The organism is Pseudomonas sp. AOB-7 (genome assembly GCF_003696305.1).
Taxonomy (GTDB): domain Bacteria; phylum Pseudomonadota; class Gammaproteobacteria; order Pseudomonadales; family Pseudomonadaceae; genus Aquipseudomonas.
This window is the reverse complement of the sequence record NZ_RFFK01000011.1, coordinates 107928-121651: the sequence shown is the minus strand read 5'-3', so window position 1 is coordinate 121651 and position 13724 is coordinate 107928. Positions and strand designations below refer to the sequence as shown.

General features: G+C 67.6%; 15 protein-coding genes and 1 tRNA gene. 7 read left to right on the top strand and 9 right to left on the bottom strand.

Going from position 1 to position 13724, the window contains the following annotated elements; all coding sequences use genetic code 11:
• Positions 1 to 75: 75 nt before the first annotated feature.
• The 9 genes from EA796_RS18720 to EA796_RS18680 all read right to left on the bottom strand — a co-directional run bounded on the left by EA796_RS18720 (position 76) and on the right by EA796_RS18680 (position 8234).
• Complete coding sequence (locus tag EA796_RS18720; protein WP_021444201.1) at positions 76 to 765, bottom strand: ABC transporter permease; 690 nt, start codon at positions 763 to 765, stop codon at positions 76 to 78.
• Entirely contained in the window at positions 762 to 1457 is a 696-nt protein-coding gene (locus EA796_RS18715) for an ABC transporter permease (RefSeq protein WP_021444200.1), read from the bottom strand. The genes EA796_RS18720 and EA796_RS18715 overlap by 4 nt, the downstream gene beginning before the upstream one ends.
• 50 nt (positions 1458 to 1507) lie before the next feature.
• The gene (locus EA796_RS18710) at positions 1508 to 2260 is read right to left on the bottom strand and encodes an ABC transporter substrate-binding protein (RefSeq protein ID WP_021444199.1); all 753 of its coding nucleotides are present in this window, start codon (positions 2258 to 2260) and stop codon (positions 1508 to 1510) included.
• A 15-nt stretch (positions 2261 to 2275) separates the two neighbouring features.
• Positions 2276 to 3049, bottom strand: coding sequence for an ABC transporter ATP-binding protein (locus EA796_RS18705; protein ID WP_021444198.1), 774 nt, complete (start codon positions 3047 to 3049; stop codon positions 2276 to 2278).
• 246 nt (positions 3050 to 3295) lie between these two features.
• Positions 3296 to 3371: transfer RNA gene (locus EA796_RS18700), tRNA-Phe, on the bottom strand.
• 121 nt (positions 3372 to 3492) lie between these two features.
• Positions 3493 to 3765 carry an oxidative damage protection protein gene (locus EA796_RS18695; protein ID WP_004374015.1) on the bottom strand — a complete coding sequence of 91 codons (273 nt, stop codon included), beginning with the start codon at positions 3763 to 3765 and terminating at the stop codon, positions 3493 to 3495.
• Positions 3762 to 4829: an A/G-specific adenine glycosylase gene (gene mutY, locus EA796_RS18690; RefSeq protein WP_122109699.1), complete on the bottom strand. Its 1068-nt coding sequence runs from the start codon at positions 4827 to 4829 to the stop codon at positions 3762 to 3764. Before mutY ends, EA796_RS18695 begins: the two co-directional genes overlap by 4 nt.
• Positions 4826 to 7051 (bottom strand): AsmA family protein, encoded by a 2226-nt coding sequence (locus tag EA796_RS18685; protein ID WP_122109698.1) that lies wholly within the window; start codon positions 7049 to 7051, stop codon positions 4826 to 4828. Before EA796_RS18685 ends, mutY begins: the two co-directional genes overlap by 4 nt.
• Positions 7052 to 7136: 85 nt before the next feature.
• Positions 7137 to 8234, bottom strand: a complete 1098-nt coding sequence (locus EA796_RS18680) for an NAD(P)/FAD-dependent oxidoreductase (protein ID WP_122109697.1) — start codon at positions 8232 to 8234, stop codon at positions 7137 to 7139.
• 94 nt (positions 8235 to 8328) lie between these two features.
• Between EA796_RS18680 and EA796_RS18675 the strand changes: the two genes are divergently transcribed.
• From EA796_RS18675 to EA796_RS18645, 7 genes are all read left to right on the top strand, one after another.
• On the top strand, positions 8329 to 9549 hold the full coding sequence (locus EA796_RS18675) for a sterol desaturase family protein (RefSeq protein WP_158603102.1): 1221 nt from the start codon (positions 8329 to 8331) through the stop codon (positions 9547 to 9549).
• A gap of 141 nt (positions 9550 to 9690) precedes the next feature.
• Positions 9691 to 10284 carry an imidazoleglycerol-phosphate dehydratase HisB gene (gene hisB / locus EA796_RS18670; RefSeq protein ID WP_122109708.1) on the top strand — a complete coding sequence of 198 codons (594 nt, stop codon included), beginning with the start codon at positions 9691 to 9693 and terminating at the stop codon, positions 10282 to 10284.
• The gene (hisH, locus tag EA796_RS18665; protein WP_122109695.1) at positions 10285 to 10923 is read left to right on the top strand and encodes an imidazole glycerol phosphate synthase subunit HisH; all 639 of its coding nucleotides are present in this window, start codon (positions 10285 to 10287) and stop codon (positions 10921 to 10923) included.
• Positions 10923 to 11177 (top strand): DUF2164 domain-containing protein, encoded by a 255-nt coding sequence (locus tag EA796_RS18660; RefSeq protein ID WP_021443391.1) that lies wholly within the window; start codon positions 10923 to 10925, stop codon positions 11175 to 11177. The genes hisH and EA796_RS18660 overlap by 1 nt, the downstream gene beginning before the upstream one ends.
• Before the next feature lie 37 nt (positions 11178 to 11214).
• On the top strand, positions 11215 to 11952 hold the full coding sequence (gene hisA / locus EA796_RS18655; RefSeq protein ID WP_122109694.1) for a 1-(5-phosphoribosyl)-5-[(5-phosphoribosylamino)methylideneamino]imidazole-4-carboxamide isomerase: 738 nt from the start codon (positions 11215 to 11217) through the stop codon (positions 11950 to 11952).
• 76 nt (positions 11953 to 12028) lie between these two features.
• The gene (gene hisF, locus EA796_RS18650; RefSeq protein ID WP_004374000.1) at positions 12029 to 12799 is read left to right on the top strand and encodes an imidazole glycerol phosphate synthase subunit HisF; all 771 of its coding nucleotides are present in this window, start codon (positions 12029 to 12031) and stop codon (positions 12797 to 12799) included.
• Positions 12800 to 12959: 160 nt separating this feature from the next.
• Entirely contained in the window at positions 12960 to 13694 is a 735-nt protein-coding gene (locus tag EA796_RS18645; RefSeq protein ID WP_021443393.1) for an ABC transporter substrate-binding protein, read from the top strand.
• The last annotated feature ends 30 nt before the right edge of the window (positions 13695 to 13724 follow it).

Below are 13724 nucleotides of genomic sequence, written 5' to 3'. Positions count from 1 at the left end.
CGGCGGGCGGAACCGGGAGCCGCGGATTCTAGGTTTTGCGCGGCGGGCCGTCGAGGGGCGACGGCCCGGCGCTGCTCAGCGGCCCTGGCAGGCGTCGACGCGCAGCCAGCGTTCCAGCAGGCGGAAGGCGCGTACCAGGACGAAGGCGATGGCCAGGTAGAACAGCCCGGCGGCGAAGAAGATCTCCACCGGCAGGTAGGTGCGGGCGATGATGGTGCGCGCCATGCCGGTCAGCTCCAGCAGGGTCACGGTGCTGGCCAGGGCGCTGGCCTTGAGCATCAGGATCACCTCGTTGCTGTAGGCCGGCAGGCCGATGCGCGCGGCGCGCGGCAGGACGATGTAGAGCATGGTCTTGGCCCGCGACATGCCCAGCGCGCGCGCCGCCTCCACTTCGCCCGGCGGCACCGCCTGGATGGCGCCGCGCAGGATCTCGGCGATATAGGCGGCGGTGTGCAGGGTCATGGTGATGATCGCGCACCAGTAGGGGTCGCGCAGGTAGGGCCAGAGCGGGCCCTGGCGCACGGCGTCGAACTGGGCCAGGCCGTAGTAGACCAGAAACAGCTGCACCAGCAGCGGCGTGCCGCGGAAGAAGAAGATGTAGCCGTAGGGCAGGGCGCGCACGTACCAGTGCTTGGAGGCGCGGGCGATGCCCATGGGCAGGGCGAGGATCAGGCCGGCGATGACGGCGATGGCCACCAGCTCCAGGGTCAGCAGCGCGCCTTCGGACAGGCGCGGCAGCCATTTGATGATGACTTCCCAGTTCATGAGGCGCTCCGGACGAAGCCGCGGCTGGCGCGCTTCTCGAGGAAATGCAGGCCGATCATGGCGAGAACGGTCAGGCCCAGGTAGATGAAGGCGGCGACCATATAGAAGGTGAAGGGCTCCTTGCTGGCGGTCACGGCGATCTGCGAGCGGCGCATGATCTCTTCCAGGCCGATCACCGACACCAGCGCGGTGTCCTTCATCAGGATCATGAACAGGTTGCCCAGGCCGGGCAGGGCGATGCGCCACATCTGCGGCAGGATCAGCTTCCAGAGGATGCGTCCCTTGGACATGCCGAGGGCCAGGCCGGCTTCGCGGTGGCCCTTGGGGATGGCCAGGATGGCGCCGCGGAACACCTCGGTGGCGTAGGCGCCGAAGCACAGGCCGAGGGCGATGGTGCCGGCGGCGAAGGCGGAGAGCTCCAGGCTCTCGATGCCGAGCAGGTCGGCCAGGCTGCGCATCAGGTTGACCGTGCCGAAGTAGATCAGCAGCACCCAGAGCAGTTCGGGCACGCCGCGGACTATGGTCGAGTAGCTGCCGCCGAGCCACTGCAGCGGCTTGTACGGCGAAGTTTTGGCCAGCGCGCCGAGCAGGCCGAGCACCAGGCCCACCGCCAGCGCGGAGAGCGCCAGTTGGATGGTCATCAGGGTGCCGGCGGCCAGGGCGGGGCCGAATCCGTGGAGATCGAAAATCATCGGAGGGCTCGGGTAGCCGCGCCGCCGGGTGGCGACGCGGTGCCGTCAGGTCAGTAGATGCTGAACGGGAAGTACTTGTCGTTGATCCGCTTGTAGGTGCCGTCTGCGATGATGGCCTGCAGCGCGGTGTTCAGCTTCTCGCGCAGCGGGTCGCCCTTGCGCACGGCGATGCCGATCTTGTCGTTGTCGAATACCGGGTCGCCCTTGAACTCGAAGTCCTTGCCGGCGTCGCTCTTGAGCCATTCCCAGTTGACGAAGGTGTCGGCCAGCACGCCGTCGAGGCGACCGGAGGCCAGGTCGAGGTAGGCGTTTTCCTGGGTGTCGTACAGCTTGATGTCGACCACCTTGCCCAGGTTGTCCTCCAGCCAGGTGCCGGCGATGGTGGCGCGCTGGGCGCCGATCACCTTGCCCTTGAGGCTGGCTTCGTCGGTCTTGAAGTCGGCCGACTTGGGCGCGATGAACTGCAGCTTGTTGGTGTAGTAGGGCTCGGTGAAGTCCACCGCCGCCTTGCGCTCCTCGGTGATCGACATCGAAGCGATCAGGAAGTCGAACTTCTTGGCGTTGAGGGCCGGGATGATGCCGTCCCAGTCGGAGGTGACCACCTCGCACTCGGCCTGCATCTTGGCGCACAGCGCCTGGCCGATTTCCACGTCGAAGCCGGTGACCTTGCCGCTGGCGTCGATCAGGTTGAAGGGCGGGTAGGCGCCTTCGGTGCCGAGTTTCAGCTTGTCGGCGGCGACAGCGCTGGTGCCGAAGGCCAGGGTGGCGGCCGCGGCCAGCAGGATCTTCTTATAGTTCTGCATGCATGTTGCTCCGTGTTAGCGATTGCTGGACATGAATTGTTTACAGCGTGCCGATAGCGGGTTGTCAAATACCTGGGCCGGTGGCCCCTGTTCTTCGACCAGGCCCTGGTGGAGGAACACCACCTCGCTGGACACCTGGCGGGCGAAGCTCATTTCGTGGGTGACCAGCAACATGGTGCGGCCCTCCTCGGCAAGCGCGCGGATCACGTTAAGCACTTCTTGTACCATCTCCGGGTCCAGCGCCGAGGTGGGCTCGTCGAACAGGATCACCTTCGGCTGCATGGCCAGGGTGCGGGCGATGGCCGCGCGCTGCTGCTGGCCGCCGGAGAGCTGGTTGGGGTAGACGTGACGCTTGTCGGCGATGCCGACCTTGGCCAGCAGCGCCTCGGCCACCTCGATGGCCTCGGCCTTGCTCTGGCCGAGCACGCGGCGCGGCGCCTCGATGATGTTGTCGAGCACGCTCATGTGTGGCCACAGATTGAAATTCTGGAAGACGAAACCGATCTCGCTGCGCAGGCGATTGATCTGCCGGTTGTCGGCGGCGACCAGGTCGCCGTTCTTCGCGGTCTTGAGCTTGAGCTCCTCGCCGGCGACGAAGATCTGTCCCTGGTGCGGGTTTTCCAGCAGGTTGATGCAGCGCAGGAAGGTGGACTTGCCGGAGCCGGAGGAGCCGAGAATGGAGATGACGTCGCCGTCTTTGGCCGTCAGGGAAATGCCCTTGAGCACTTCGAGGTCGCCGTAGCGTTTGTGCAGGTTGCGGATTTCCAGCGCGGGCGTCGCCTCGGCCATGGGGTGTGATCCTCTTCTTCTTCGAAAGCGCTCCGGCGTGCAGCGGGCCGTCCTGGCTGGCGGCCAAGCTAGCATAGCGTTTCCGTGACCGCCAAGCCGTTTGCTGGCCTATGGCTTGCTCCAGGGGCGGGGTGTCGCCTGGCTGCAGCTGCTTGTCGCGCAGGCGAAACAATGGCGCGGGGAAATCGCCGGAGGCAGAAAGCAAAAAGCCCCAGCACAGGGCTGAGGCTCTTCGTTTGCTATTCATGGTGCCCAGGGACGGAATCGAACCGCCGACACGGGGATTTTCAATCCCCTGCTCTACCAACTGAGCTACCTGGGCCAACGGGGCGCTATTAGACGGATTTGAAGGATCAGTGTCAAGCGCGGGTTTGAAAAATATTTAATTATTACGGGCGCTTAGGTGCGTGGCGGGTAGGGTTCGCCGTGCGCACCCTGGATCCTCATTCGCTCGGCGGCACGTAGCCTTCGGCCTGGGCGTATTCCTCGCCGGAGAGGAACTTGTCCATCTCGGTCTGCAGGAACTTGCGGTCCTCGGCGTTCATCATGTTCAGCCGGCGTTCGTTGATCAGCATGGTCTGGTGTTTCTGCCACTCGTCCCAGGCCTGCTTGGAGACGTTGGCGAAGATGTCCTCGCCCTTGGGGCCGGGGTAGGGCGCGCGATCCAGGCCGGGCAGTTCCTGTTTGTATTTGCGGCACAGCACGGTGCGGGTCATGTCGGTTCTCCAGCATTGATGGCTTGCGCCGCGCGTTTCAGCAGCTTCTTCACCGGGGCGGCGAGGCCCAGGCGCGGCGGGGTGGCGAGGTTATACCAGAGCCAGTCGCCCTCGGCCACGCGGCTCGGCTGCTCGGTCACCCGCACCAGCCAGGGTTCGATGGCCAGCTGGAAGTGGCTGAAGGTGTGGGTCAGGCCTTCCAGCTCTTGGCGCTCGCCAAGCTCAAGCTGTTGCTGCTGACCGATGTCTGCGAGCTGCTCGAGGTCGTCCAGTTCCGGCAGGCTCCACAGCCCACCCCACAGCCCGGTGGAGGGGCGGCGATAGAGCAGGATGTCGCCGGCGGCGTTGACCAGCAGCGGCATCAGGGTGCGCTTCTGCGGCAGTGCCTTGCGCGGCTTGGCTATTGGGTAGCGGATTTCCAGGCCGAGCAGATGGGCCTGGCAGCCGCTGCGCACCGGGCACAGCAGGCAGCTGGGCTTGCTGCGGGTGCAGAGGGTGGCGCCCAGGTCCATCATCGCCTGGGTGTAGTGGTTGACCCGTTCGTGCGGGGTGAGGCGCTCGGCGACGTCCCACAGCTGCTTGGCCACCTTCGGCTCGCCGGGATAGCCCTCCTGCGCGACGTAGCGCGCCAGCACGCGCTTGACGTTACCGTCGAGGATCGGCGCGCGCAGGCCCATGCTCAGGCTGGCGATGGCGCCGGCGGTGGAGCGGCCGATGCCGGGCAGCTCGGCCAGCGCCTCGACGCTGCGGGGAAACTCGCCGCCGTGCTCGCGCATGACGATCTGCGCGGTCTTCTGCAGGTTGCGCGCGCGGGTGTAGTAGCCCAGGCCGGTCCACAGGTGCAGCACTTCGTCTTCCGGCGCTTCGGCCAGGTCGCGCACCGTCGGCAGCGCGGCCATAAAACGGTCGAAGTAGCCGAGCACGGTGCTGACCTGGGTCTGCTGCAGCATGATTTCCGACACCCAGACGCGATACGGGGTGATGTTCTGCTGCCAGGGCAGATCCTTGCGCCCGTGCTGGTCGTACCAGGCCAGCACGGCGCCGTTGAACTGCTCGGGGCTCATCGGTTGAACAGGCCCTTGAGTGCGTCTTTCAGGTCCGGGCTGACCTTGTCGCCGAGCTTCTCTTCCAGCTTCTCGGTCAGCTTGTTGCCGGCCAGGCGCGCGGCGATCTTGCCCAGGCCATCCTGGTCCAGGCGGCAGGCCTTGGCGCCCAGTTCCAGCGGGCCGCGGCAGCGCAGCGGCCATTCGATGCCGACGTAGCGCTCGTTGACCTGGCAGGCCGGGTCGGGCATTTCGCGCTGGTCGCCCTCGAGGGTGATGCCGACCTGGTAGTCGAGGCCGAGCACGCGCAGGTCGAGGTCGCCCTTGCCGCTGACCGCCAGGCCCGGCACCAGCGCCTTGAGATCGGGGTTGTGGGCGACGCCGTCACGCACGTTGAGACTGCCCTTGAGTTCGCGGAACGGCGTGTCCTTGCCGGTCGGCGGGTTGCTCGGCACCTTGCGGTTGAGGGTGGCGATGCCGCGGCACAGCTGCTGTTCGAGGTTGGCGTCGACCAGCACGCCGTCGTTGAGGACGAAGCTGGCGTTGCCGTTGAGCGCTTCGATCCAGGCCTTCTGGCTGTTGCCGCGGCTATTGAACTTGGCGTCGAGGTCGAGCAGGCCCTTGATCGGCGAGGGCTGGCCGTCCTTCTTCAGCAGCGGCTCCAGCGGCATACGGCTGAGGCGCTGCTCCAGGCTGAGCATCGGCTCGGCCTGGCGCACGTCGATGCGACCGGTACTGACGAAGCTGCCGCCCTGCAGCTTGCCGCGGGCCTCTTCCAGGCTGATCAGGCCGCCGCGGCCGTTGGCCTTGATGCGGACGTCCTCGAACTGCTGCTTGTCGTAGGTCAGCTGGCCCAGGCCCAGTGCCAGTTGCAGGTCGAGCTTGCGCAGCTGGTCCACCGGCAGCACCTTCTCGTCGCTCCAGGCCTGCTGGGTCGGCGCCTTGGGCAGCGGCGTGGTGCCGTCCTTGCCGGCGCCGGCGATGCTGTCCTTGACCTCGGCCTTGCGTGCGGCGCCGGCACTGTCCTGGGCTTGCGGCGGCAGGTAGCGGTCGAGGTCGAGTTTGTCGCCCTTGAGGTCGGCGCGCAGCGCCTGGCGGGCGAAGTCGGCCACGCCAAGGCTGCCGGTGAAGGTGCTGCCGTCCAGCTTGAGGTTGAGTTCTTCCAGCATCACGCCCTTGGTCGAGCCGCTCAGGCGGCTGGCCAGTTCGAACTGGCCGAGGCTGTCGGCGTCCTGCATGGCCGGCAGTTCGACGCCGATGCCGGTGAGGAATTCGCGCAGGTTGAGCGGGGCGATGGACAGGCCACCGGCCAGCTTGGCGTCCTTGTCCAGCTCGCGCAGTTTCAGCTCGCCGAGCGCGCGCAGCTGGTTGGCGGACAGTTTCAGGCCGTTCCATTCGGCGACGTTGGCCGCCAGGTCGACCAGCAGCTGCCCCTGGGCGGCGAAGTTCAGCGTCTTACCCTTGAGCGGCTCGCCCGAGGCTTCGCCGGCCAGCTTGAGGTCTTCGAACTGGTAGCGCTTGAGCGCGCGATCGAAGCGCAGCTGGCCCTCCAGCTCGCTGCGCGCGCGCAGCAGCGGCTGGTTGGTGCCGAAGAAGGCGCCGAGCTTGAGCGGGATGGCCGCGCCCTCGCGGATGGCGCCGGTCTTCAGCTCGATGTTTTCCAGGGTGAATTGCTGATCCTGCTGCGCGTCGTGGTAGTCGATGCGCGAGTTGCTCAGGGTCAGGCTGTCGATATCCAGCTTGATCGGCTGGCCGGCGGGCTTGTCGGTCTTCGTCTCGCTCGGGGCGTCGCTGGCTGGCGGCTGTTCGCTCGGCGTTTGCGCCGCTGCGCTGGCCTGCGCCGGCTTGCCTATGCCTTCCCAGTTGCCGCGGCCCTTGGCGTCGCGCTGCAGGTTGAGGTTGAGGCCGTCGACACGGATGTCGCTCATCTGCACTTCCTTGCGCAGCAGCGGCAGCACCCGCACCGACAGGCCGAGCAGGCGCAGGTCGGCGAAGGGCTGCTCCGGGGTGTCGGCGCTGGCCAGGGTGGCGTCGGTCAGCTCCAGGCCCAGCCAGGGGAACAGGCTCCAGCCGATATCGCCCTTGAGCTGCAGCTCCAGGTTGGCCTTGTCGCGGGCCAGCTGGCGGATCTCGTCCTTGTAGTCGTTGGGGGCGAACAGGTGGGTCAGGGCGAACAGCAGCGCCACTATGAGCAGCAGCAGCCCGAGGAGGAAGAGACCCAGGATCTTGCCGAGCGCTTTCATGGACGAGTCCTTGTTTCGATAACGGATTGCGGGCGGCCTGCGCGTCGGGCGCGGGCGGCCGTCGATATGGGCGCCGAGTATAGCGTTACAGGGCCGCGGCGACCCGCTCGGCGATGGCCAGGCTGGCGGTCAGCCCCGGCGACTCGATGCCGAACAGATTGACCAGGCCGGGCAGGCGGTGATCGGCAGGGGTTTGGATCAGGAAGTCGGCGGGCGGTTCCCCCGGGCCGCTGAGCTTGGCGCGCACGCCGGCGTAGCCGGGGTGCAGACGCGCGGCGTCGAGCGCCGGGAAGTAGCGACCGATGGCGGCGGCGAAGGGCGCGCGCAGGCGCTCGTCGACCCGGTAGTCGAGGGCGTCCAGCCAGTGCACGTCGGGGCCGAAGCGCAGCTGGCCGGCCAGGTCGAGGGTGGCGTGGATGCCCAGGCCGGCGGTGTTGGCTTCCGGCATGGGGTAGATCAGCCGGGAAAACGGCGCGCGGCCGCTGTAGCCGAAGTAGCGGCCCTGGCACAAATGCAGCGGCGGCACCGGCAGGCCGCCGAGCGTGGCGGCGAGGCACTGGGCGAACAGGCCGCCGGCGTTGACCACCCGTTGCGCGCGCAGCTCGAACGGCTCGCCGGCGCTGTGGCCGCTGGCGAGCCAGGCGTCGTCGTCGCGGCGCAGGCGCTCGACGCGGCTGTGCAGGATCAGCTGCGCGCCACGACTCTCGGCCACCGCCAGCAGCGACTGCAGGTAGGCGTGGCTGTCGATGATCCCGGTGCTCGGCGAGAGCAGCGCGCGCACCCCGCGCAGCGCCGGTTCCAGCTCGCGCAGGCGGGTCTGGTCGACGGCCTGCAGGTCGCCCACGCCGCAGGCCTCGGCGTTGGCCGCGAGGGCCTCGAGCCTGGCGATCTCGTCTTCTTCCACCGCCACCAGCAGCTTGCCGATGCGCCGCTGCGCCACGCCGTGCTGCGCGCACCAGGCGTACAGGCGCTCGCGGCCCTCCAGGCACAGCTCGGCCTTGAGCGAGCCGGGCGGATAGTAGAGGCCGGCGTGGATCACCTCGGAATTGCGGCTGGAGGCGTGGCTGCCGATCAGGCCCTCGGCTTCGAGGATCAGCGTGTCGCGGCCGGCTTCGGCCAGGCGCGCGGCGCAGGCCAGGCCGAGGGCGCCGGCGCCGATGATCAGGGTGTCGATGCTGTGCATGGCGTGTTCGGTGCTGCTGTTTGGCGGGTTTGGCTGCCGCGCGGGTGGCGTTCGCGGATTAGGCTGGCAGCATAACAAGAAGCACGAGGTGGCCATGAACGTCGCGGTACTCGCCTTGCCCCTGTACATCCTGCTGATCCTGCTGGAGCTGGCCTACGAGCGGCACAGCGGCCGCCACACCTGGCGCCTGGCCGACGCCGCCACCAGCGTCAACACCGCGGTGCTGCGCCTGCTGCTGGAGGGGCCGCTGCGCCTGCTGCTGATCCTGCCCTATGCCTGGCTCTACGAGCACGCGCGGCTGTGGACGCTGGACGCGGCCTCGCCCTGGACCTGGCTGCTCGGCTTCGTCGCGGTGGACCTGTGCTTCTACTGGGCGCACCGCAGCCTGCATCGCTACAACCTGCTGTGGGGCGCGCACCAGCCGCATCATTCCAGCGAGGACTTCAACCTCTCCACCGCGCTGCGCAAGGGCGCTTTCCAGACCGCCTTCGACTGGCCCTTCTACCTGCCGCTGGCGCTGCTCGGCCTGCCATTGCCGCTGTTCCTGCTGCTGCTCGGCGTGCAGCTGGGCTATCAGTTCTGGATTCACAGCCAGCACGTCGGCCGCCTCGGCTGGCTGGAGCGGGTGCTGGTCACGCCCTCGCTGCATCGCGTGCACCACGGGCAGAACGACTGCTACATCGACAAGAACCACGGCGGCGTGTTCATCCTCTGGGACAAGCTGTTCGGCACCTTTGCCGAGGAGCGCGAGCCGGTGCGCTACGGGGTGACCACGCCGGTGCGCACCTTCGACCCGATCCGCCTGCAGTTCTCCTGGTGGCGTCTGCTCTGGGCCGATGCGCGGGCCACCCGCTCCTGGTGGGATCGCCTGCGCCTGTGGTGGATGCCCACCGGCTGGCGCCCGGCCGACGTGCGCCAGCTGCCCTGGCCGAAGATGGACGCGGAGAAGTTCGACTGCGCCTACCCGGCCGCACTCAAGGCCTACGCCCTGGTGCAGTTTCTGCTGATCAACGCGCTGGCCCTGGGTTTCCTGCTCAGCCTGACGCGTGCCGCGTTCTGGGAGCCCTGGCTGCTGGCGGGGCTGATCCTCGCCGGCTGCGTCAGCCTCGGCCTGCTGTTCGAGGGGCGCGCCTTCTGGCGCCTGGAGCTGGCGCGCCAGCTGGCCATGGCCGCGCTGGCGCTGGCCTGGGCGCAGTGGCTGGCGCCGGGACAGTGGGGCTGGGCACTGGCGGTCGCGCTCGCTGGCCTGGCCAGCCTGGGCTGGCTGTGGCGCTTGCTGGCGCGGCCGATGCGAGTGCCGGTGTCCGGCGGGTGAGCCCGCGGCGCCGCCGGGCTGGCTCGTCACGGCCGGCTATCGCGCCCATGGCCTGGCGATCCGACCGCCGCCGGTAGCCGCACGGCCCCTGGCCCGCCTATAATGCTGGCCTTTTTCCGTTGGCAATTTGTGGAGCTGGTGATGGCCGAACGTACGGCATTCGTCGAGCGCAACACCCTGGAGACCCAGGTCAAGGTCTCGATCAACCTGGATGGCAGCGGCAAGGCCAAATTCGATATTGGCGTGCCCTTTCTCGAGCACATGCTCGACCAGATCGCCCGCCATGGCCTGATCGACCTCGATATCGAGTGCAAGGGCGATCTGCATATCGACGACCACCACACCGTCGAGGACGTCGGCATCACCCTCGGCCAGGCCTTCGCCAAGGCCGTCGGCGACAAGAAGGGCATGACCCGCTACGGCCATTCCTACGTGCCGCTGGACGAAGCGCTGTCGCGCGTGGTGATCGACTTCTCCGGCCGTCCCGGCCTGCAGATGCACGTGCCCTTCACCCGCGCCGTGGTCGGCAACTTCGACGTCGACCTGTTCCAGGAGTTCTTCCAGGGCTTCGTCAACCACGCCCTGGTCAGCCTGCACATCGACAACCTGCGCGGGCACAACACCCACCACCAGATCGAGACCGTGTTCAAGGCCTTCGGCCGCGCGTTGCGCATGGCCGTGGAGCTGGATCCGCGCATGGCCGGGCAGATGCCGTCGACCAAGGGCTGCCTGTAAATGCAGACGGTAGCCGTAATCGACTATGGCATGGGCAACCTGCACTCGGTGGCCAAGGCGCTGGAGCACGTCGGCGCCGGCCGCGTGCTGGTGACCTCGGACGCCAAGGTGATCCGCGAGGCCGACCGCGTGGTGTTCCCCGGGGTCGGCGCGATCCGCGACTGCATGGCCGAGATCAGGCGCCTGGGCTTCGACGAGCTGGTGCGCGAGGTCAGCACCGACCGTCCCTTCCTCGGCATCTGCGTCGGCATGCAGGCGCTGCTCGAGCGTAGCGAGGAGAACGACGGCGTCGACTGCATCGGCCTGTTCCCCGGCCAGGTGCGCTTCTTCGGCAAGGACCTGAGCGAAGACGGCGAGCGCCTGAAGGTGCCGCACATGGGCTGGAACGAGGTGGCGCAGACGGTCAAGCACCCGCTGTGGCACGACATTCCGGATCACGCGCGCTTCTACTTCGTGCACAGCTATTACATCGAGGCCGGCAAGCCGCAGCAGGTGGTCGGTCGCGGTCACTACGGCAAGGACTTCGCCGCCGCGCTGGCCGAGGGTTCGCGCTTCGCCGTGCAGTTCCACCCGGAGAAGAGCCATACCCACGGCCTGCAGCTGCTGCAGAACTTCGCCGCCTGGGATGGCCGCTGGTAATGGCGCGCGCCAAGGTGCCGAGCCTGGCGCTGGAGCCTGCCCAGGAGCAGGCCGCGCTGCTGCTGTTGCAGCGCTTTCTCGACCAGCGTTTCGAGCTGCAGCTGGGCACCTTCGAGGTGCAGGAAGTGCTCGACCTGATCACGCGCGAGCTGGCACCGCACTACTACAACAAGGCGATTCTCGACGTGCAGGCGCACCTGAAGGACAGGTTCGACAGCATCGAGAGCGACCTCTGGGCGCTCGAGAAAAGCTGAGCGCCTTACCGTATTCAAACTTGAGCAGGTTCAACCGATGCTGATTATCCCCGCTATCGATCTGAAGGACGGCGCCTGCGTGCGTCTGCGTCAGGGCCGTATGGAAGACTCCACGGTGTTCTCCGATGACCCGGTGAGCATGGCCGCCAAGTGGGTCGAGGGCGGCTGCCGTCGGCTGCACCTGGTCGATCTTAACGGCGCCTTCGAGGGGCAGCCGGTCAACGGCGAGGTGGTCACCGCCATCGCCAAGCGTTACCCGAACCTGCCGATCCAGATCGGCGGCGGCATCCGCACCCTGGAGACCATCGAGCACTACGTGCGCGCCGGGGTCAGCTACGTGATCATCGGCACCAAGGCGGTGAAAGAGCCCGAGTTCGTCGCCGAGGCGTGCAAGGCCTTCCCCGGCAAGGTGATCGTCGGTCTGGATGCCAAGGACGGTTTCGTCGCCACCGACGGCTGGGCCGAAGTGTCCAGCGTGCAGGCCACCGACCTGGCCAAGCGCTTCGAGGCCGACGGCGTCTCGGCAATCGTTTATACCGACATCGCCAAGGACGGCATGATGCAGGGCTGCAACGTCGAAGCCACCGCCGCGCTGGCCGCCGCCAGCAAGATTCCGGTGATCGCCTCCGGCGGCATCCACAACCTCGGCGATATCGAGAAGCTGCTGCTGGCGCGCTCGCCCGGCATCATCGGCGCCATCACCGGCCGTGCCATCTACGAGGGCACCCTGGACGTGGCCGAAGCGCAGGCCTTCTGCGACAGCTTCAAGGGCTGAGAGTTGGGCAGGGTGCGCCGTGCGCACCCCTGACGGGTTACCGGTGCGCACCGCGCACCCTACGAGAGAAGTCGCCATGGCACTGGCCAAACGCATCATCCCTTGCCTGGACGTGGACAACGGCCGCGTGGTCAAGGGCGTCAAGTTCGAGAATATCCGCGACGCGGGGGACCCCGTCGAAATCGCCCGTCGCTACGACGAGCAGGGCGCCGACGAGATCACCTTCCTCGACATCACCGCCAGCGTCGACGGTCGCGACACCACCCTGCACACGGTCGAGCGCATGGCCAGCCAGGTGTTTATCCCGCTCACCGTCGGTGGCGGCGTGCGCACCGTGCAGGACATCCGCAACCTGCTCAATGCCGGCGCCGACAAGGTGTCGATCAACACCGCCGCGGTGTTCAACCCCGAGTTCGTCGGCGAGGCCGCGGCGCGTTTCGGCTCGCAGTGCATAGTCGTCGCCATCGACGCCAAGCGCGTGTCCGCGCCGGGCGAGCCGGGCCGCTGGGAGATCTTCACCCACGGCGGGCGCAAGCCGACCGGCCTGGATGCGGTGGAGTGGGCGCGCAAGATGGAAGGCTTGGGCGCCGGCGAGATCCTGCTCACCAGCATGGACCAGGACGGCGTCAAGAGCGGCTACGACCTCGGCGTGACCCGCGCCATCAGCGAGGCGGTGCGGGTGCCGGTGATCGCCTCCGGCGGCGTCGGCAACCTGCAGCACCTGGCCGACGGCATCCTCGAAGGCAAGGCCGACGCCGTGCTGGCGGCGAGCATCTTCCACTTCGGCGAATACACAGTGCCGGAAGCCAAGGCCTATCTGGCCAGTCGTGGCATCGTCGTGCGCTGACCCTCTGCTGGCCGGCGTTCTGCCGGCCAAAGCTGCGGGCGAGTCGACGGCACAATGCCATCGATGGCGCTAGCATGGCGCCCCTGCGCCCAGGCCCTCCGGCCGCCGCCCGGTGCGGCTGCGCGCCCTGCATCCCGAACTTTCCCGACACGGAGTCCCTATGTCCGCTTTCCGGCTATTTGCCGTTGTTTTCCTGTTCTGCGGCGCCAGTCTGGCGCGCGCCGAGGCACTGGTGCTGCTCACCGAGAACCTGGCGCCCTTCAACATGTCGGTCAACGGCAGCAACTTCGCCAAGGGCGAGGGGGTCAGCGGCATCAGTGCCGATATCCTGCGCGCGGTGTGCCAGCGCGCCGAGGTCGAGTGCCAGCAGATCCTGCGCTTCCCCTGGCAGCGGGTCTACCAGCAGACCCTCGAGGACGGCGGCTACGGCCTGTTCTCCACCGCGCGCACCCAGGAGCGCGAGGCGCTGTTCAAGTGGGTCGGCCCCATCGCCACCAATCACTGGGTTCTGCTGGCCAGGGGCGACAGCCCGATCCAACTGGCCAACCTGCAGGACGCCGCGCGTTACCGCATCGGCGGCTACAAGGGCGACGCCAAGACCCAGTTCCTCCTCGACCGCGGCCTGAGCGTGCAGACCACGCTGCGCGACAACGAGAACGCCCGGAAACTGGACAAGGGGCAGATCGACCTGTGGGTCACCTCCGACCAGGCGGGCCGCTACATGGCCCGCCAGGAGGGCATCGACAACCTCAGGGTGGTGCAGCGCCTGCATACCGCCGAGCTCTACCTGGCACTGAACAGGCAGACCCCCGACGAGCTGGTGCAGAAGTTGCAGACGGCTCTGGACGCCCTGCGCGCCGAGGGTGTGCTGCAGGCCATCGAGGCCCGGTATTGAGGCAATTTGCCAGGATTGTCACGCCGGCAC

Bases quoted from the DNA above. Each gene is read 5' to 3' on its own strand.
- EA796_RS18720 (WP_021444201.1), bottom strand. From the start codon at position 765: ATGAACTGGGAAGTCATCATCAAATGGCTGCCGCGCCTGTCCGAAGGC.
- EA796_RS18715 (WP_021444200.1), bottom strand. From the start codon at position 1,457: ATGATTTTCGATCTCCACGGATTCGGCCCCGCCCTGGCCGCCGGCACC.
- EA796_RS18710 (WP_021444199.1), bottom strand. From the start codon at position 2,260: ATGCAGAACTATAAGAAGATCCTGCTGGCCGCGGCCGCCACCCTGGCC.
- EA796_RS18705 (WP_021444198.1), bottom strand. From the start codon at position 3,049: ATGGCCGAGGCGACGCCCGCGCTGGAAATCCGCAACCTGCACAAACGC.
- EA796_RS18695 (WP_004374015.1), bottom strand. From the start codon at position 3,765: ATGACCCGCACCGTGCTGTGCCGCAAATACAAACAGGAACTGCCCGGC.
- mutY (WP_122109699.1), bottom strand. From the start codon at position 4,829: ATGAGCCCCGAGCAGTTCAACGGCGCCGTGCTGGCCTGGTACGACCAG.
- EA796_RS18685 (WP_122109698.1), bottom strand. From the start codon at position 7,051: ATGAAAGCGCTCGGCAAGATCCTGGGTCTCTTCCTCCTCGGGCTGCTG.
- EA796_RS18680 (WP_122109697.1), bottom strand. From the start codon at position 8,234: ATGCACAGCATCGACACCCTGATCATCGGCGCCGGCGCCCTCGGCCTG.
- EA796_RS18675 (WP_158603102.1), top strand. From the start codon at position 8,329: ATGAACGTCGCGGTACTCGCCTTGCCCCTGTACATCCTGCTGATCCTG.
- hisB (WP_122109708.1), top strand. From the start codon at position 9,691: ATGGCCGAACGTACGGCATTCGTCGAGCGCAACACCCTGGAGACCCAG.
- hisH (WP_122109695.1), top strand. From the start codon at position 10,285: ATGCAGACGGTAGCCGTAATCGACTATGGCATGGGCAACCTGCACTCG.
- EA796_RS18660 (WP_021443391.1), top strand. From the start codon at position 10,923: ATGGCGCGCGCCAAGGTGCCGAGCCTGGCGCTGGAGCCTGCCCAGGAG.
- hisA (WP_122109694.1), top strand. From the start codon at position 11,215: ATGCTGATTATCCCCGCTATCGATCTGAAGGACGGCGCCTGCGTGCGT.
- hisF (WP_004374000.1), top strand. From the start codon at position 12,029: ATGGCACTGGCCAAACGCATCATCCCTTGCCTGGACGTGGACAACGGC.
- EA796_RS18645 (WP_021443393.1), top strand. From the start codon at position 12,960: ATGTCCGCTTTCCGGCTATTTGCCGTTGTTTTCCTGTTCTGCGGCGCC.